Here is a 17,564-nt window from a genome sequence, read left to right as displayed (position 1 = left end):
GGGGACCGGAATGATTATGCGGCGGCGCGGCGCGTTTTCAAGCGACAAAGGCCGCGCGCGGGGTTTTCCCCAAGGCGGCTTTGCAATCAGGTCTTCTGCTGGTTCAGCTTGCCGTCGCCGTCTTCCTTGTCCAGGTCCTTGACGATGTCCTTGAAGGTCCGGAAGAAGCGCTCCATGTAGCCCATCGTCTTGTTGAAATCCTCTTCGCTCGGCAGTTGCGATTCCAGCCGGGCCGAGAGCGAATTCTCGAGCTTGGCGACGCGCGCGTCGAGCGCCTTGAGCGAATTGTCCAGCCGGTCGATCTCGTCCTGGTAGGCGGCCCGCTCGTCGGCGGCCATCTTGCAGACGAGCTGGCCGGCGCGCTCTTCGCAGATCGACATGGCGCCGGTCCTTGTGTCCATGCGGACATAGCCGTTGGCCGACTTCTCCAGACGGTAATGGTCGGTCTCCTCGGAATAGGCGGAAGCGGCAACCAGCGAGCAAAGCGCCGCGGGGATCACGATGTGCTGCAGACGCATGTTGTTCCTCCATGAGCCAGTGAAGGCGGGCTATCACAGGTTTGCGCCGGAAATGGGGAAGAGTCGAGCTTCGAGCCTTCCCCGCACCTTCGGTTAGGACTATAGCGCGACAATGTCTCAGATTATCTACAAGATCGCGCCCGAGGCGCTTTGGCGCGAAGCCGAGAGGAAGGGGCGCTTCACCAGTGCGCCGATCGACATCGCCGACGGCTTCATCCATTTCTCCACCGCCGGCCAGGTTCGCGAAACGGCGGCCAAGCACTTCGCCGAGCAGACGGACCTGCTGCTGATCGCGATCGACGCTGCAAGGCTGGGTAATGCGCTGAAATACGAGGTCTCGCGCGGCGGCGCCCTGTTCCCGCATCTCTACGCCGAGCTCGACCTTGATGCGGTTCTCTGGGTAAAGCCGTTGCCGCTCGGCGCCGGCGGCCACGAATTCCCGACGCTGGAGGGCGAATGAGCGTGCTCGACCGGATCGGCCAAAAGCTGCTTTTCTCCTTCGATCCGGAAACCGCGCATGGCCTGTCGATCGCGGCGCTGCGCTGCGGGCTGCCAGTCGGCGCGACGGCGCCGCGGCGCCCGACGCATGACGCGCGGCTCAAGATCAGCCTTTGCGGCCTCGACTTTCCCAACCCGCTCGGCATGGCCGCCGGCTACGACAAGAACGCCGAAGTGCCGGACGCGCTGCTTGGGCTTGGCTTCGGCTTCGCCGAGGTCGGCACCATCACGCCGCTGCCGCAAGCCGGCAATACGAAGCCGCGCATCTTCCGGCTGACGGCGGACGAGGCGGTGATCAACCGGCTGGGCTTCAACAATGAAGGCCACGCAGCCGCCGAAAAGCGCCTTGCCGCGCGCAAGGGGCGGCCGGGCATCGTCGGCGTCAACATCGGCGCCAACAAGGACAGCGCCGATCGCATCGCCGATTATGAGCGCGGCGTCGCCCGCTTCGCGCCCTATGCGAGCTATCTGACGGTCAACATCTCCTCGCCCAACACGCCGGGCCTGCGCAACATGCAGGCGCGCGAGCAACTCGGTGAGCTCTTGTCACGTGTGATGGCCGCCCGTGCCGCGGCCCCCGCGCAGCCGCCGATTTTCCTCAAGATCGCGCCGGACCTCGTCGAGGCGGAGCTGGAAGACATCGCCGCCGAGATCACCGAGAAGAAGATCGACGGCGTCATCGTCTCCAACACGACGCTTGCAAGGACAGGATTGCGAAGCGGCGGCGTGGCGAATGAAACCGGCGGTCTTTCAGGGAAACCATTGTTCGAGCGTTCGACCGCGGTTCTCGCCCGTATGCGCAAGCTGCTCGGCCCAAGCATTGCCCTCATCGGTGTCGGCGGGGTCGATTCCACCGAAACGGCGCTGGAGAAGATCCGCGCCGGGGCGGATCTGGTCCAGCTCTACACCGGCATGATCTATGCCGGGCCGGCGCTACCCGGGCGCATCGTCGCCGGCATGGCGCGATACGTGGAGCGTGAGCGGCTTGGCTCGATCAGGGATCTGCGCGACTCGGCTTGCGAGCGCTGGGCTTCGAAACCAATCAGCTGAAAGCTGTCCTCACCCTGAGCCTGAGCACCGTCAGCAGGCTCAAGCCGCGCACCAGCAGGAAAACATGCAGCGATGCCCACAGGCCGCTGTTGCCGAAGGCTGGCGCCAGGGTGATGAGCGCAGCGCTGAAGATGAGGAACGACAACAACATCATGTTACGCATGTCGCGTGACCAGGTGGCGCCGATGAAGACGCCGTCCATCTGGAAGGCGAGCACGCCGCTCAGTGCCGTGAAGGCGGCCCAGGGCAGATAGGTGTCGGCGACCGCGCGGACCTCCGGGGACGTCGTCACCAACGCCACCAGACTGGCGCCGGCGATCAGCAGGGTGAGCGTGGCGATACCGGCGAGGCCAAAGCCCCAGATGAGCGTCAGCCGTACCGCCTGCCGGAACGGGGCAGGCGCATGCGCGCCGATGGCCCGGCCGGCAAGCTGCTCGGCGGCGGTGGCGAAGCCGTCGAGGAAATAGCCGGCGATGAGGAAGAAATTCATCAGCACGGCGTTGGCGGCGAGCGTCACCGTGCCGAATTGCGCGCCCTGCCTGGTGAACAGCGCGAAGGCGGCAAGCAGCGAGAAGGAGCGGATCATGATGTCGCGGTTGAGCGACAGCATGCGCCGGTACGCCGGCAAATCGAGGATACGCCGGCGCGACGGCCGCTCCAGCTTGCGGAAACGGTTGAGCACGATGGCAAGGCCAAGCAGCATGGCCAGGAACTCGCCGGTGACGGTCGCCCAGGCGACGCCGGCAACGCCCCAGCCGAGCTCGAGGCCGAGCAGGAAGCAGAGCAAGATGTTGATGCCGTTGAGCACCGCCTGCAGCATCAGCCCGAGCCCGCCTTCGCCTCGCCCCAGCACGTAGCCCAGTATGGCGTAGTTGATCAGCGAGAAGGGCGCGGCGAGCAGCCTGATGCGGATGTAGACCGACATCGCTTCGCTAACGCGCGGCTCGGCGCCCATGAACCATTGGCCGGCGACGGCAAAGAACGGCGCAAGGGCGGCGAGCACGACGCCTGCGACGACCGCGATCAGCACGGCGCGCCACAGCACCGCCTGCTCCTCCAGCGCATCGCCGCGCCCGAAGGCCTGGGCGACGAGGCCGGTGGTGCCGGAGCGCAGGAAGTTGAAGCTGGTGAAGACGACGTCGAAGACCAGCGATCCCGCCGCCAGGCCGCCAAGCAGGGCCGCGTCGCCGAATTGGCCGACCACCGCCGTGTCGACGATGCCGAGCAGCGGCGTCGTCAGATAGGCAAGCGTCATCGGCACGGCGATCGCCAGCACCGAGCGGTTGGTGACGACGAAAGACCTGGCGTTGGCTTGAGTCGCGTCCAAGGGATTGCTGCCTGTCCGATTCCGGCTTGATCGAGGACCCGATGTGCCCCAGTTTGCCGGCATCACGCAACCATATCCGCCGGGCTGCCAACCGAATTGCAAACCTGGCGCAGCCACCAATTCATGCCGCTGCAGATCGTCCATCACCCCGATTATGACGCAGGCTTCGCCGTCAACCATCGCTTTCCGATGAGCAAATATCCGCTGTTGATGGAGGCTTTGCGCTTACGCGGTCTAGCCGTGCACGGCGCGCTTTCGATGCCGGAACCGGCGCCGGCCGCACGCCTGAAGCTGGCGCACGCGGCCGACTATGTCGATCAGGTGATCGCCTGCCAGGTACCGGCGAAAATAGAGCGCGAGATCGGCTTTCCGATCGGCCCGCGCGTGTCGCTGAGAGCGCAGCTCGCCACCGCGGGTACGGTGTTGGCTGCCAGGCTGGCGCTTAAACATGGCATTGCCTGCAACGCCGCCGGCGGCAGCCATCATGCCAGGCGTGCGCAAGGCGCCGGCTTCTGCACCTTCAACGATGTCGCCGTCGCCGCGCTGGCGCTGCTGGCCGAGGGCGCCGTCGCAAACGTATTGGTCGTCGACCTCGACGTGCATCAGGGCGACGGCACGGCCGACATTCTCAAGGATGAGCCTCGCGCCTTCACCTTTTCCATGCATGGCGAGCGCAACTACCCGGTGCGCAAGATCGCCTCCGACCTCGACGTCGCCTTGCCGGACGGGACAGGCGACGACGCCTATCTCGAACGGCTCGCCGCCATCCTGCCGGAACTCTCCGGGCAAAGGCGCTGGGACATCGTCTTCTACAATGCCGGCGTGGATGTCCATGCCGAGGACAGGCTCGGCCGGCTGGCGCTCACCGACGACGGTCTCAGCGCCCGCGAGGACATGGTCATCGGCCATTTCCGCAACCGCGGCGTGCCGCTGTGCGGCGTCATCGGCGGCGGCTACTCGACCGACGTGCCGGCGCTGGCCGCGCGCCACGCCATCCTGTTCGAGGTCGCCTCGGGATATGCGTGAGGCCGCGCCGAACTATTTCCGGTAGCTGGCGATCCTGAGCAGGATGAACACCGGCACAACGATCGCGGCGCCGAGCAGGATATAGCCCAGGAAGCGGTCGATGGCGTGGAAGCCGAGATTCCACAGATCGACGAAGAACTGGCGGATGCCGTAAAAGACGTCCATCGGCGACCAGCCGAAGGCATGCATGACAAGACCGACGAGGAAGGAGACCACGAGCAGCTTCAGGAATACCCTGAGCGGCGTGTCGCCGAGAAAGCGCGTCAGTGCGGACAAGGCCATTCTCCGGTTCGAGCCGCCCGATTCGGGCGGGGCGATATCAGAGATACGCATTCCGCGGAAAGGCATCAAGCAATGGAGCCGCGGTTCCGCTTTGCCGATTGCTTGACGCCCTGCCATCATGATAACGAGGTGGCCGACGCGGGTATGATGTAATGGTAGCTTGTCAGCTTCCCAAGCTGAACGCGCGGGTTCGATTCCCGCTACCCGCTCCAGCTTGCACCGAAAGGGTTTGAGGGCAATCTTCTCTTTCTCGTCCTCGACCGGTTTTGCAGCCAGTTTTACAGCCTTTGTTCCTGATCTGAACTGATCGGTGACCAGCCTCGGACGAAAGTACCGCTCTTCCGGATCGCATCACCCACCGATTCACGCAGGCTTGACAGGTCCGATCCATCGCCTTGAGGGTCGGCATCGTGAAATATCCGGTGATGATGTATCGCGATCGAATCACGATATCGGTCTCCGCCATGAACCTTAGGACCTCGACATCTTCGCCGTTTAGAAGCAGACCGAGGGTGGATGCCCGGCCGCTCAGCCGATCAGTTCTGTAGCCGAACTTCTTGCCTGCAAGTTCGGCGACAGACACTCCATGCAGGCGAAGGAAAGCCTTCAGATAGAGCTCGACCGCGTGGTAGTGGAGGAAGTAGACAGGCGAATCCCGGTGGGTCGCCCCGGTGTCTATATCTGCCAGAGCGCGCGCGGCTTTATGGTAGGATACGGCGTAATGGTAAAGGCCCACCGAGGTGGTCCTCTGATCTTCATCGCCCTCTCTGCGGCACCCTGACATGGCATTCTTCCATTGAGGGGGCGCTGAGATGGGCTTCCCCAATGTTCCCCAAAGGGCTTCAGCCTTGATACAGAGCCTGGCTGAGGTGCAGCGGGCCGATCCGGATGTCAGGGCACGGCAAGCGCAGATCGAAGCGGACCGACTTGCCCATGGGGAATAGCCACAGGTGTCAGGCTGATCGACCTTCAACTGCTTCAAATCGGCGCTTGTATTGCGCGATCCACTTTTCGAACCCGTAGTAGCTGATCGTTGCCAAGGCGATGGTCATTAGAAGCGCGGTCGCCCACATCGCCCAATAGTCGGTTGCATTCTCTTCAGGCTTTATCGTGGTCCAGCCCATCTGGTGTATCATTCTGCCTGGCGCCGAGACGATGCAAAGATAGTGGTAGACGTAGAGGCCGTAGGAGATGCGTCCGAGGAAGCGCATCGGCGCCGACGACAGGAGTGCCGCAAGGACCGGCGCCCGCAACCCGGCATCGACCAGTCCGCCGAACATGATCGCCGCCAGCGGGTAGCTGAAAGCCGAAGCAGTGGCCGACATCCATGGCGGCTGCAGGGACAGGAAGCCGTAGCCGGCAACGGCAGCGCCCGCAAACGAGTAGCCCCAATGCCAACGCGGCCCGACGATGTAGAGTGCCATTCCCATCAGGATACTCTCAGGTCGCAGGAACGGCGTTTCCCAGACCACGAACTGTGGGGGGTTCAGGGCCTGAAAAACTGCACGGGCAGCGAAGCTGTAGATCAGGACTGCCGCCATAGCGCCGAGAAAGACCTTCTTGCCGAACTTTCGATAGGCAAGAAAGACGAACGGGATGAACAGATAGACCTGAAACTCGAATGACAGCGTCCACAGATGCGCGATGTTAGGGATCGACTTGTTGTAGCTCCCGAACCAAGAGATGGCGTTGTCCAGAAACAGCGCCAGCCCGGCAAGCCGATAGTAGCCTAGACCGTCGGCGCTCCCGTAATAGGCCAGCATCGCGATTGGGAACAAGATCATCAGCGGATAGATGCGCAGCAAGCGGCGAACGAAAAAGCGCCTGATGCTGATGGTTCCGGTTTTCAGATATTCAGCGTCGAGCAGGTGGAAGAACAAGAACGACGAGATCAGGAAGAAGAGCTCGACGCCGACCCAGCCGTAGTTGTGCAGCGTATCCAGCACAGCCACGGCCTTAAACTGGGACATGTGGTGAAAAAACACAGCCAGGAAGGCCACGAAACGAAGGCCATCTAAAGGCGCGATATAAAGGCGCCGCGACGCTGTAGCAGCATCTATTAGCTTGTGCTGAATATTCACTTAATGGTTCCACCCGGGGACGAAGCGATCTTCTTACCCGAACTAACCCAGCCGAAACAACCACCAAAGAGGTTCTATTCATGGACAAAACCGTTCCTCCGGGCGCGGCGATGCTGCTTGCCTTCATTGGCAGCATCGAGGCGCCGCACGGCTTCGACACCGTGTATGGCAACAATCAGGCGAAGCTGCCCAAGCCGCTGACCTCGATGACGATCGACGAGGTGATCGCGGCCGGGACGCGCTGGACTAGGTCTTTCGGCAGCTCGGCCGCCGGCTTCCTGCAGTTCATGCGCGCCACCTTGCTGCGCCTGAAGAAGAAGCTCGGCCTCACCGGCAAGGAACTGCTCGACGGGCCGATGCAAATGGCGCTTGGCTATGAGCTGCTGAAGGAGCGTGGCTTCGCAGAGTTCATGGCCGGCACGAAGTCGCGCACTTCGTTCGGCCTTTGGTCTGGCACAGGAATGGGCATCGTTCCCGGTGCTGACGTCGACGGTCAGGGGCACGGGAAAGGACAAGCGCACGCTGAAGCGCGGCCAGAGCTACTATGCCGGCGACGGCTTGAACAAGGCCCTGGTCGCGCCGGACAGGGTCAAGGCGATGCTCGACAAGGTGAAGGCGTCGTCAGCCGCGCAGGCTGCGCCTACTCCCGAGCACGTCGCCGCAGTCGCCGCAATGCCCGATCAGGCCACCGTCGAGCGCGTGCAGCAACAGCTGAAGGATCTCGGCTATACCGAGGTCGGCGCCGTCGACGGCAGGATCGGCACGATGACGGCGACGGCCATCCCGCGCGTTCCGTGCCGACAACGGACTGCCGGCCGGCGACGGTATCGATGACGACATGCTGCTTGCCCTTCAGAAGGCCAAACCGCGCGCGATCGCGCCTGAGCGCGCCAACGCCGCGCCCGAGGTCGTGCGCGACAAGGTGCCGGAGGTCAAGGCGAACTGGCTCACCAAGATGGGCGGCTACATGGTCGGCATTTCCGCTGCCGTCGGCGTCGGCGTCAAGGGCATCCTTGGCAATCTCGACGCTGCCAAGGGCTATGTGGAGCCGCTGACCGCGATCGCCAGCGACGTTCCCGGCTGGGTGTGGCTCGCCGGCATCGCCGGCATTGCAGGCGCCCTGGTGCTCGTCTCGCGCCACGGCGAGGCCAAGGGCGTCGAGGCGTTCCAAACCGAGGCCAGGCGCTGATGCTGGACCCTGCTGACCAAGCTGTTCCAGCAGGCGGGCATGGCGATCGGCGGCTTTGTCGTCGGATTCGCCGCCGGCATCGCCTTCACCTGGTGGGTGTTCCTGTGAGCGCCGTCGTCACGCTTATCGCCGGCGTGGTCGGCGGCAACAGGCTGCTTGCCGGCGTCATCGCCTGGGTAATCATTGCGCTCGCCGTCTCGGGCGGGGTCGTCACCGTCTACGAGGTCATCAAATACCGCGGCGGAAGAGGTGCGCGCCAGAATAGAAAAGGACAATCTAGATGCGATTCACAAAGGCATTGAAGCCAGCTGTTCTCTTGACAACTGCATCGCTGCTGGCGGGGTGTGGGACTTCCGGCGTGGACAGTGTGCCAGCCCTGCGCTTGGCCATCGGTAGCAGCCTGGCGGGCGCGCAGGGAAAGACCGTCAACGATCAGAACAAGATCGACCACACCATGGCTTCCGGCTGCGCCGTGAAGTTCTACACGCCGGCCGAATGCGACCGGCACACAAAGGCGAGCGCCGAGTGCCGCCGGCTGGCTGCTCGGCGCCTACACCTACTGACTGGCAAACCGCCGCCATAGCTCTACCTCGACCTCACGCCGACCGGCTGACGATTTTTGGCAATTCGAGAGCCCGCGTGTCTCCGGACGCGCGGGCTTTCATGCCGGAAAGCTACAGCCCGAAGCGAAGTGTCTATCCGTTGTCGAACCTGAACGACACCATGCGCCTGGTGCGCGTTCGCTGCCGCTACTGCAAGCGTCAGCACTGCTACCAGCCGGCCGACCTGATGCTGATCTTCGGCGATGTCGACGTCGATTCCCTGATGGACTGCATGCGCTGCGAGAATGGCCGCCTCGACCTTGAGGCGTTCGCGCCCACCGGCAAGGAAGCGCTCGGCCTGCGCATCCGCCGCCTGAAGGCACTCAAGGTCCAGACGGTGCCGGTGTGGAAGGAGGAGCCCTCTCGATGATGTCCAGGTCAGTGTCAACCCGCTAGTGGTCGGCCGAAACCATGGACTTGAAAAGACACTAAGCCCTGCTCTACAGGTCCCCCATGGAGACCGGGGACAATTTGTTGGATTTCTTCATTGTGGGGGCTCAAAAAGCCGGCACCACGGCCCTGCATACGTTCTTGTCTCAGCACCCTGGCATAGACCTGCCCGCGGTAAAGGAAATCCATCACTTCGATGACGAGGTCGGCGTAAATTGGGATAATCCAGACCACTCGCGGCTGCACAGCTATTTCGACTGGTCCCAGCCGGCAATACGCGGTGACTCGACGCCGATCTATTCTTACTGGCCAAACTCGATCGAACGAATCCACCGGTACAATCCTGAAGCCAAGCTCATTCTGGCCTTGCGGCACCCTCTCTTCCGGGCGATGTCGCATTGGCGCATGGAGATTGAACGAAAAGCTGAGACCCTGTCATTTGCTGCGGCTGTGTCGTCCTTCGGGAGACGCCGGGTTTCGGAAAGCCTCAATGGTGTTCATAGAATCTATTCGTACATAGAGCGCGGATATTACTCGAGCCATCTGACGCGCATTTACCGCCTTTTTCCACGGGATAGCGTTCATGTGTATCGGGCCGACCAATTGTGGGATAGGCCAGGTGTCACGCTGGCGTCGATTGAGAGCTTCCTGGGTGTAGAGCCAAATCTCGCCCGGACGCTGAAACCTCGTTACGTCGCCCCAGTCGTGTCGCCAGCGTTTACCCTCGATCCTTCTCTTGCAAGAGATCTCAAAGATCATTTTGAAGCCGACATCTGGAAGACTGCGGAACTCGCGCGCTTGGATCTCTCGGATTGGGTAGAAGATTATTCCGAACCGATGTGTCAGCCTGAATGTACGATTGAGGCAGAAATACCTGCTTAACAAAACTCCTGCTTGGCTAACGTTTCGCGACGGGGACCGCTCTGATCCTTCAGACTTGTCATTCCGGCCAAGTTCATTAACTAGGCCATATCAGTTGATCAGCCAGCATGGCGTCTGGAAGCACATAACGAAGGATTGAGGGGCTTGGTCGATCTCAATACCCACACTGCGAATGCTGCGCGTGACCGTAATTCGCCGCGAGTCGTCGCGGTCCTTACAACACGCAACGAAGAGCGGTTTGTCGCCGGATGTCTTGAGAATCTGTTTCGTCAAGGCGTGCAGGTCTACATCTGCGATAATCAGTCGACGGACCGAACGCTTGAGATTGCCCAGCGCTACCGCGGAGCCGGATTGATAGGATTCGAAAGCATCCCGCATAGCGGCTGGTATTGCTGGGAGCACCTTCTTCGTCGCAAGGAGGAACTATTTCAATCGCTCGAAGCAGACTGGTTCATGCATCTTGACGCTGACGAGATCCACCTTCCGCCGACTTCGCACTCGTCATTGGTCTCCGCCATTGCGGCAGCCGACTCACTCGGCTTCAATGCGATCGAGTCTTCCGAGTTCACGTTCATTCCTACTAGGGAAGCCCCCGATCACGACAATTCCGATTATCAACACACGCTGCGGACCTATTACCCGTTCCGGCCGACCTCGCCACACTGCGTCCGTGCGTACAAGAGACAGGACGGCCCCATGGAGATTGCGTGGTCAGGCGGCCATCGCATACGCTTCGGGGGTCCGGTGCGGCTCTACCCCGAACGTTTTCGCATGAAGCATTATCTGTTCCTGAGCGCAGAGCACGCCGCGCGCAAGTATTCTGGCCGCCGGTACCTGAGCGAGGAGATCTATGGTCTTGGTTGGCACGGATGGCGCCCCCGCTTGCGACCAGGGGATATCGAGCTGCCGGATACTACCCAGGTACGCACCATTGCAACGGACGACGATCTGGACGAGTCCAATCCATGGTCGGCTCATTGGCTTGAGCGGTACGCCTCGTGAGCGATGTGCACCTCCCCCGCATCCTGGCGATCGCTGACCGGCCCGGCTGGGCGATCGATAGTAAGACCCAAAATCTCCGGCGCGTGCTGGAAAGAAGGTTCGAGATCATCAAGCGATTTCAGCACGATGTGACTGAGTCCGACGTAAACGCCGCGGACATCGTGCTCATCTTTTATTGGTTCCAAATCGCGAAGCTGCCCCTACCGGAATCGATCCTCGCCCGGCGGTCTGATAGGCTGCTGATCGGGATCTGCAGCCACAGAGAGCTGGAGGGCGAATTCCGCGAGCCCGGGCTCGCCACCCTGCAGCGGCTGGCGCGCGCTGTTTTTGTCAATAATCGGAGGCTTGAGCACGAATACGGTCCTCTACTGCGTGTTCCGGTCCACTACACGCCCAACGGAGTCGACACGACATTCTTTTGTCCTACACAGGAGCCACGACCCTGTTCTGGCGAGCTCCGCGTCGGATGGGCGGGAAGTCTCAGCAACCATGGTCCGGCACATCGCGGCTTCCACGATGTCATTGAGCCCGCGGTCGCTGCCATGCCGGGCGTGAGACTACTGACTGCGGTTCGGGAGCAACGCTGGCGTAACCGCGACGAGATGCTCGACTTTTACCGGAATCTCGACGTTTATGTCTGCGCCAGTCGCAGCGAAGGCACTCCCAATCCATGTTTGGAAGCGGCGGCATGCGGTGTCCCCTTGGTGACGACCCGTGTGGGAAACATGCCCGAGTTGATCCGGGATGGCGACAACGGACTGTTCTTCGATGGAACTGCGGAAGGGCTTACGAACAAGCTCGCCCTGTTGCGGGACACGCCATCGCTCGGGTCGCGGATGGCCGTCCGCATGATCGAGACTATCCGGGAGTGGGATTGGCGCGTGCAGGCGGAGCACTACGCGCAGATGTTTAGCTCGGTGCTCGCTGCGGACCGAGGGGGCAACCTATAAGATGGGCGGATTCAGATGTGCGCTGCGAAACCCTGATCTGATATTGCCGTTTGGGGATGTCTTCATGCGTAACGGCGGCGTTGGCTCGCGCTGACAGCGGAAAACTTCATTCTCGACGGCGAGACGATCGTGCTCAACAAAAAGGGCCTGTCGGCCGGGCCTACCTGGTTTCTGAACTCAGGGGCAAGGTCCGCCGCCCAATGTGCGGCTCGCACGAGGTCGCGATACGCCGGGCGATGCCGGCGTTCAAAAAGTAGGCGGTCAATAGGTTTTACAACTGCACCGTAACCTATTGATTTGCTTTGCACCGGTTTGGCACGGTTTTACAGCCAAGCTTCTGGTATCATGCCGAAAGGGCTAGCTTCTCAAGCTGAACGCGCGGGTTCGATTCCCGCTACCCGCTCCAGCTTGCACCGCAGGGATTTGGGTGAGACCTCACCAAGGGGCCAAATTGCGCGTCCGATTCAGGTCGGCTGCCGGCGATCGCGGGGCGGAATTATATCGGGTCGACCCTCAGGCCGGGCAGTTTGCGCGAGGGTGAATTCGGCTGTTTGCAAAGCGAGCGTTGGGGTCTTGCACACCCATGCAAGACCCCCGTCAGCGATTCACCCGGCAGCCCCGATACATGGTCGCTATCGACCTAGATGATCATGCTCTAGAGCCGGAAGCCGATCCAGACGCGGCGGCGCCAGCAGCGGACATGACGCCGACCATGGCGCCAGTAGCGCCGGCAGACCCTTCTCCAAACGTGGCGCCGGCGGCGGCGGTAGTACCGATCACGGTAATACCGACGGCGGTAGTACTGAGCTGGCTGCAGCAGATCGGCCTGGTCATCCTCCTCGTAGATGGCCGGATCCGGCTTATCCAATTCATCCAGAATTCCGTTGCCGGCGGGAATACCGGCAACGGCCCTGCTGGGTCCGGCCAGGCTTGCAAGCGCTGCCGCCCCCGCAACGCCAAGCATTCCGGTGAGAAACAACCGACGTTCCATAAAAACCTCCCGAGCTGTTGGGCACGGCAGCCCTTCCTCACCCGCAACGGGCTCCAGGGAGCGACCGATCGGTTTGAACGTGCAAGTAGCATTCTCGTTCCATCAGCCCACCTCGCGCAAAATGAAGTCGTGCAGCATCTTGGCGGCGGGCGAGAGCGCGCGGTTCCTGACCGTGATCAGGCTGTAAGGCCGGACCTCGATGTCGAACTCGGTCTGCACGACATCGACGGCGCCGGCCAGCCCATCGCCGCCCTGGATGAACTTGGCGACCTGGATCGAGACCGGCGCGATGGCGTCGGACTGCGCCACCATCACCAAGGTGAGCAGCAGCGAAGAGGTGTTGAGGATGCGGTCGGGCAGCGGAATGTCGCGATTCAAAAAGTTGCTTTCCATCGCCTGGCGCAATGGCGAGCCCCCGGACTGGAACACCCAGTCATAGGCCGCGGTGTCTTCCAGCCGCACCATCTTGCCGCTCGCCAGCGGATGGCCGCGGCGCACGATGAGGCAGGCCTTCTCGACGCCGATGACGCGCGATTCGAAGAGCCGCGGATTGAGATCGTCCGGGATGCGGGCGATGATGAAGTCGTGGCGCGAGGCGATCAGCTCGCGGGCGAGCACGTTCGAGGTCTCGACCTGCATTGTGATCTCGATGCGCGGATAGATGCGGCGGATCTCACGGATCGCCGGCACGGCCAGCTCGATCGCCGGCGCCGTGACCGCGCCGAGGAATACGGAGCCGCCCTTGCCGGCCTTGAGCTCGGAAATCTCACGATCGGCCTCCCGCATCTCGAGCAGGATGGAGCGGGCGCGCCGGGCGAGCGCCTGGCCGTAGGGGGTCAGCGTCACGCCGCGCGGCAGCCGCTCGCACAACTTCACGTCGAGCACCGCTTCCATCTCGGCGATCATGCGCGAGGCGGCCGGCTGGGAGATGTTCATGACCTGAGCGGCGGCGCTCACCCGCCCGTGATCGTCCAAGGCGGCAATCATGCGCATGTGGCGGAGACTGAGGCCGCTGCGCAGCAACGTCTCGCCATCTCCCGGCAATTTCTCGTAACCACCTGAAATCGCATCGGGATCGCGCAACGCCGCCATGATTTTCGGTCTCCTGTGCGAGTTTCTATCGATCGCTTAAGCCATACCAGTATCGATATAGCAACCAGCAAAGATCGCATTTGACAGTTATGTCAAAGCGACCCACCCTCCGCGCGTTCCGATGCGCAGGGGTCGGCGACGAGCGAAATCGTATCGATTGAAACTGCGCCGCGGGGCCGATTGGGAGGATACCGGAGATCGATAAAGCCGACAGTGGCGCGCCAGCGCACCTGTTCGACTGCGCGGCCCGCGAAGCCCCGAGGTGTCGCGTCCATCAACCAGGGAGAGTAATCGTGAAGATCATCAAGACGCTGGCCGCCATCGCGGCCCTTGGCATTGCCGCCACGACCTATTCGGCGCACGCCGCCGACAAGGGTCTCGTCGGCGTGCTGATGCCGACCAAGACCTCGCAGCGCTGGATCAATGACGGCGACGCCGTCAAGTCCCAGCTCGAAGCGCTCGGCTACACCGTCGACCTGCAATATGCGCAGGACGACATCCCGAACCAGCTCAGCCAGCTGGAAAACGAAATCACCAAAGGCCCGAAGGCGCTGATCATCGCTTCGATCGACGGCACCACCATGGCCGACGCGCTGCAGAAGGCCAATGATGCCGGCGTCGTCACCATCGCCTATGACCGCCTGATCAAGAAGACCCCGAATGTCGACTACTACACCACCTTCGACAATTTCGGCGTCGGCGTGATCCAGGCGAACTCGCTGGTCAAGGGCCTCAAGGAGCGCTTCCCGAACACCAAGCCGTGGAACGTGGAGCTGTTCGGCGGCTCGCCGGACGACAACAACGCCTTCTTCTTCTACAACGGCGCCATGTCCGTCCTGCAGCCGCTGATCGACGACGGCTCGATCAAGATCAAGTCCGGCCAGATGGGCATGGACAAGGTCGGCACCTTGCGCTGGCTCGCCGCCACCGCCCAGGCGCGCATGGACAACCTGCTCTCGGCCAACTACTCGGACGGCAGCCGCGTCGACGGCGTTCTGTCTCCTTATGACGGCCTGTCGCGCGGCATCACCGCCTCGCTGCGCGCCGTCGGCTACGGCACGGAAGCCCAGCCCTGGCCGATCGTGACCGGCCAGGACGCCGAGACCGCCTCGGTCAAGCTGATCATCTCGGGCGAGCAGTACTCGACCGTGTTCAAGGACACCCGCGAGCTGGCCAAGGCCACCGTGCAGCTGGTCGACAAGGTGCTCTCCGGCGGCAAGCCGGACGGCCTCGACACCAAGACCTACAACAACGACGTCAAGGTCGTTCCCTCGATCCTGTTGACGCCGCATGAGGTCGACAAGTCGAACTACAAGGAACTGGTCGTCGACTCCGGCTACATCAAGGCTGAAGAGCTGAAGTAATCCGGTCTCAAAGGAAGGGGTCCTGCGCGACTGCAGGGCCCCTTTTCGTTCGCAAGCGACCCCGGTATTGTTTTTGCCGGCTACCGCAGCGCCATATGCCGCCAAGGCATGAGCGAAACTGTGGCATGTTGATTTCGCGCAAGACGCTTTCCGCGAGTGGAAGGCCTGCGCCAGGGAGCAGATCCTGATGGCCTCGACGATTTTGGAGATGCGCGACATCACCAAGACGTTCCCCGGCGTGAAGGCGTTGTCGAACGTCAATCTCAGCGTCGAGGAAGGTGAGATCCACGCCGTCGTCGGCGAGAACGGCGCCGGCAAGTCGACACTGATGAAGGTGCTGTCGGGCGTCTATCCATCCGGCACCTATGAGGGCCAGATCATCTTCCGCGGCCAGGAATGCAATTTCAAAGGCATTCACGACAGCGAGCATATCGGCATCGTCATCATCCACCAGGAGCTTGCCCTGGTGCCGATGCTGTCGATCACGGAAAACATCTTCCTTGGCAACGAGCACGCCACCTACGGCGTCATCGACTGGGACGCCAACGAGACGCGTACCGGCGCCCTTCTCAAGAAGGTCGGGCTCAAGGAAGACCCCAAGACGCTGATCACCAATATCGGCGTCGGCAAGCAGCAGCTGGTCGAGATCGCCAAGGCGCTGAGCAAGGAAGTGAAGCTCCTGATCCTCGACGAGCCGACGGCCTCGCTCAGCGAGAAGGACAGCCAGGCGCTGCTCGACCTTCTGCTCGAGTTCAAGCGCCAGGGCATGACCTCGATCCTGATCTCGCACAAGCTCAACGAGGTGAACCGTGTCGCCGACAAGGTGACGGTGATCCGCGACGGACGCACCATCGAGACCTTGCCGAGGAAGGACATCTCGGAAGACCGCATCATCACCTCGATGGTCGGCCGCTCGCTCGACGACCGCTACCCGCCGCGCGAGCCGAAGATCGGCGACGTCATCTTCGAGGTGAAGGACTGGTCGGTTTACCACCCGATCCATGCCGAGCGGCAGGTGATCAAGAACATCAACCTCAATTTGCGCAAGGGCGAGGTTGTCGGTATCGCCGGGCTGATGGGCGCCGGCCGGACCGAATTCGCGATGAGCCTTTTCGGACGCTCCTACGGCCGGCACATCACCGGAGAGGTGTCGCTGCACGGCAAGCCTATCGACCTCTCATCGGTGAGCAAGGCGGTGGCGAGCGGCATCGCCTATGTCACCGAAGACCGCAAGACCTACGGCCTCAACCTGATCGACCACATCAAGCACAATGTGACTTTGGCCAACCTCTCCGGCGTTTCCAGCCGCGGCGTCATCGACGACATGCGCGAGATGAGCGTCGCCAATGACTACCGCAAGAAGACCAACATCCGCGCCTCCAGCGTCTACCAGCTGACCGGCAACCTCTCGGGTGGCAACCAGCAGAAAGTCGTGCTGTCGAAATGGCTGTTCGCCGATCCGGAGGTTTTGATCCTCGACGAGCCGACCCGCGGCATTGACGTAGGCGCGAAGTACGAAATCTATACGATCATCGCGCGCCTTGCCGCCGAGGGCAAAGCGATCATCGTCATCTCGTCGGAAATGCCCGAACTGCTCGGTATCTCCGACCGTATCTATGTGATGAACGAAGGGCGTATAGTCGGCGAAATGGCTGCAAGCGACGCAAGCCAGGAAAAAATCATGCGCGCCATCGTTCGCGGAGAAGGAAAAGCATCATGAGCACAGAAAGCGCTCCCGCGCCGCAAAGCGGGCTCGCCGAGGACGTCAAGCAGCAGGGTCCGCGCGTCGCCGTCTCGGCGCTGACGACGAACCTGCGCGAATACGGCCTGATCATCGCGCTGATCGTCATCATGCTGTTCTTCCAGTACACGACGTCGGGAACGCTGTTCAAACCGGTGAACCTCAGCAATCTGGTGCAGCAGAACTCGTTCATCATCGTGATGGCGCTTGGCATGCTGTTGGTGATCGTCGCTGGCTATATCGACCTCAGCGTCGGATCGGTCGCCGGCTTCATCGGCGCGCTGGCGGCAATGATGATGGTGATCTGGCCGCTTGGGATGTTCTCGAATCCGCTGGTGGTCTCGATTGTCTGCCTGATCGTCGGGGCGCTCATCGGCGCTGCGCAAGGCTACTGGATCGCCTATCACAAGATACCGAGCTTCATCGTGACATTGGCGGGCATGCTGATCTTCCGCGGCATCTGCCAGGCGCTGCTCGGCGGTGGCTCCTCGGTCGGTCCGCTGCCGGACAGCTTCAAGGCGCTGAGCTCCGGCTTTATCCCGGACGTGATCGGCCCGCTGACGCTGATCCCGCCGACGG

The 17,564-nt window shown here is 62.0% G+C and carries 20 protein-coding genes, 1 tRNA gene and 1 pseudogene; 15 read left to right on the top strand and 7 right to left on the bottom strand.

All coding sequences use genetic code 11. From position 1 onward, the window contains the following. Positions 1–86 precede the first annotated feature (86 nt). Complete coding sequence (locus FJ423_RS19350; RefSeq protein ID WP_140843995.1) at positions 87–518, bottom strand: hypothetical protein; 432 nt, start codon at positions 516–518, stop codon at positions 87–89. 112 nt (positions 519–630) lie between these two features. Between FJ423_RS19350 and FJ423_RS19345 the strand changes: the two genes are divergently transcribed. Both FJ423_RS19345 and FJ423_RS19340 read left to right on the top strand, forming a co-directional pair. Then, entirely contained in the window at positions 631–978 is a 348-nt protein-coding gene (locus tag FJ423_RS19345) for a DUF952 domain-containing protein (protein WP_140843993.1), read from the top strand. Then, positions 975–2,066 carry a quinone-dependent dihydroorotate dehydrogenase gene (locus tag FJ423_RS19340; protein WP_140843991.1) on the top strand — a complete coding sequence of 364 codons (1,092 nt, stop codon included), beginning with the start codon at positions 975–977 and terminating at the stop codon, positions 2,064–2,066. The genes FJ423_RS19345 and FJ423_RS19340 overlap by 4 nt, the downstream gene beginning before the upstream one ends. On the opposite strand, the gene FJ423_RS19335 is transcribed toward FJ423_RS19340, so the two are convergent. Then, a complete protein-coding gene (locus tag FJ423_RS19335) occupies positions 2,059–3,393 on the bottom strand; it encodes an MATE family efflux transporter (RefSeq protein ID WP_181174838.1) in 1,335 nt (444 codons plus the stop codon). The genes FJ423_RS19340 and FJ423_RS19335 overlap by 8 nt on opposite strands. Before the next feature lie 123 nt (positions 3,394–3,516). Between FJ423_RS19335 and FJ423_RS19330 the strand changes: the two genes are divergently transcribed. Further along, positions 3,517–4,419: a histone deacetylase gene (locus FJ423_RS19330; protein ID WP_140843989.1), complete on the top strand. Its 903-nt coding sequence runs from the start codon at positions 3,517–3,519 to the stop codon at positions 4,417–4,419. A 12-nt stretch (positions 4,420–4,431) separates the two neighbouring features. Here the strand turns inward: FJ423_RS19330 and FJ423_RS19325 are convergent, their stop codons facing one another. Next, positions 4,432–4,701, bottom strand: a complete 270-nt coding sequence (locus tag FJ423_RS19325) for a DUF6460 domain-containing protein (protein ID WP_181166832.1) — start codon at positions 4,699–4,701, stop codon at positions 4,432–4,434. 138 nt (positions 4,702–4,839) lie between these two features. Between FJ423_RS19325 and FJ423_RS19320 the strand changes: the two genes are divergently transcribed. Beyond that, positions 4,840–4,913, top strand: a tRNA-Gly gene (locus tag FJ423_RS19320). A gap of 741 nt (positions 4,914–5,654) precedes the next feature. Here the strand turns inward: FJ423_RS19320 and FJ423_RS19315 are convergent. Further along, on the bottom strand, positions 5,655–6,782 hold the full coding sequence (locus tag FJ423_RS19315; protein ID WP_140843987.1) for an acyltransferase: 1,128 nt from the start codon (positions 6,780–6,782) through the stop codon (positions 5,655–5,657). A 175-nt stretch (positions 6,783–6,957) separates the two neighbouring features. Then, on the bottom strand, positions 6,958–7,119 hold the full coding sequence (locus FJ423_RS33895) for a hypothetical protein (RefSeq protein ID WP_210239568.1): 162 nt from the start codon (positions 7,117–7,119) through the stop codon (positions 6,958–6,960). Between the two features lie 140 nt (positions 7,120–7,259). Here FJ423_RS33895 and FJ423_RS19310 point away from each other — a divergent pair, with 140 nt between their 5' ends. The 8 genes from FJ423_RS19310 (at position 7,260) to FJ423_RS19280 (ending at position 11,797) form a co-directional block, all read left to right on the top strand. Then, positions 7,260–7,616 carry a peptidoglycan-binding protein gene (locus FJ423_RS19310; RefSeq protein ID WP_140843985.1) on the top strand — a complete coding sequence of 119 codons (357 nt, stop codon included), beginning with the start codon at positions 7,260–7,262 and terminating at the stop codon, positions 7,614–7,616. A 4-nt stretch (positions 7,617–7,620) separates the two neighbouring features. Continuing rightward, positions 7,621–7,971 (top strand): hypothetical protein, encoded by a 351-nt coding sequence (locus FJ423_RS19305; RefSeq protein ID WP_140843983.1) that lies wholly within the window; start codon positions 7,621–7,623, stop codon positions 7,969–7,971. A gap of 104 nt (positions 7,972–8,075) precedes the next feature. After that, positions 8,076–8,273 carry a hypothetical protein gene (locus FJ423_RS19300; protein WP_246680201.1) on the top strand — a complete coding sequence of 66 codons (198 nt, stop codon included), beginning with the start codon at positions 8,076–8,078 and terminating at the stop codon, positions 8,271–8,273. A gap of 56 nt (positions 8,274–8,329) precedes the next feature. Continuing rightward, positions 8,330–8,554, top strand: coding sequence for a hypothetical protein (locus FJ423_RS33600; RefSeq protein WP_181174850.1), 225 nt, complete (start codon positions 8,330–8,332; stop codon positions 8,552–8,554). A 56-nt stretch (positions 8,555–8,610) separates the two neighbouring features. After that, positions 8,611–8,943: a hypothetical protein gene (locus tag FJ423_RS19295; protein ID WP_140843981.1), complete on the top strand. Its 333-nt coding sequence runs from the start codon at positions 8,611–8,613 to the stop codon at positions 8,941–8,943. A gap of 104 nt (positions 8,944–9,047) precedes the next feature. Next, a complete protein-coding gene (locus tag FJ423_RS19290; protein ID WP_181174837.1) occupies positions 9,048–9,845 on the top strand; it encodes a sulfotransferase domain-containing protein in 798 nt (265 codons plus the stop codon). 144 nt (positions 9,846–9,989) lie between these two features. Further along, positions 9,990–10,847, top strand: a complete 858-nt coding sequence (locus tag FJ423_RS19285) for a glycosyltransferase family 2 protein (protein WP_224512952.1) — start codon at positions 9,990–9,992, stop codon at positions 10,845–10,847. Continuing rightward, the gene (locus tag FJ423_RS19280; protein ID WP_140843975.1) at positions 10,844–11,797 is read left to right on the top strand and encodes a glycosyltransferase family 4 protein; all 954 of its coding nucleotides are present in this window, start codon (positions 10,844–10,846) and stop codon (positions 11,795–11,797) included. The genes FJ423_RS19285 and FJ423_RS19280 overlap by 4 nt, the downstream gene beginning before the upstream one ends. Before the next feature lie 655 nt (positions 11,798–12,452). On the opposite strand, the gene FJ423_RS19275 is transcribed toward FJ423_RS19280, so the two are convergent. Beyond that, the gene (locus FJ423_RS19275) at positions 12,453–12,788 is read right to left on the bottom strand and encodes a protamine-2 (modular protein) (RefSeq protein ID WP_140843973.1); all 336 of its coding nucleotides are present in this window, start codon (positions 12,786–12,788) and stop codon (positions 12,453–12,455) included. Between the two features lie 102 nt (positions 12,789–12,890). After that, positions 12,891–13,880: a LysR family transcriptional regulator gene (locus tag FJ423_RS19270; protein WP_140843971.1), complete on the bottom strand. Its 990-nt coding sequence runs from the start codon at positions 13,878–13,880 to the stop codon at positions 12,891–12,893. Between the two features lie 293 nt (positions 13,881–14,173). On the opposite strand from FJ423_RS19270, the gene chvE reads away from it, so the two are divergent. From chvE to FJ423_RS19255, 3 genes and pseudogenes are all read left to right on the top strand, one after another. Further along, on the top strand, positions 14,174–15,244 hold the full coding sequence (chvE, locus tag FJ423_RS19265; RefSeq protein WP_095765887.1) for a multiple monosaccharide ABC transporter substrate-binding protein: 1,071 nt from the start codon (positions 14,174–14,176) through the stop codon (positions 15,242–15,244). A gap of 187 nt (positions 15,245–15,431) precedes the next feature. Next, positions 15,432–16,964: a multiple monosaccharide ABC transporter ATP-binding protein gene (gene mmsA, locus FJ423_RS19260; RefSeq protein ID WP_140843969.1), complete on the top strand. Its 1,533-nt coding sequence runs from the start codon at positions 15,432–15,434 to the stop codon at positions 16,962–16,964. Beyond that, positions 16,961–17,564: pseudogene (locus FJ423_RS19255) on the top strand (sugar ABC transporter permease); the annotation flags it as partial. The gene mmsA and the pseudogene FJ423_RS19255, both read left to right, overlap by 4 nt.

It is taken from the genome of Mesorhizobium sp. B2-8-9, from assembly GCF_006439475.1.
In the GTDB taxonomy this organism is placed as follows: Bacteria; Pseudomonadota; Alphaproteobacteria; order Rhizobiales; family Rhizobiaceae; genus Mesorhizobium.
The sequence above is the reverse complement of the archived record's forward strand: the minus strand, read 5'-3'. Positions and strand labels throughout refer to the sequence as shown.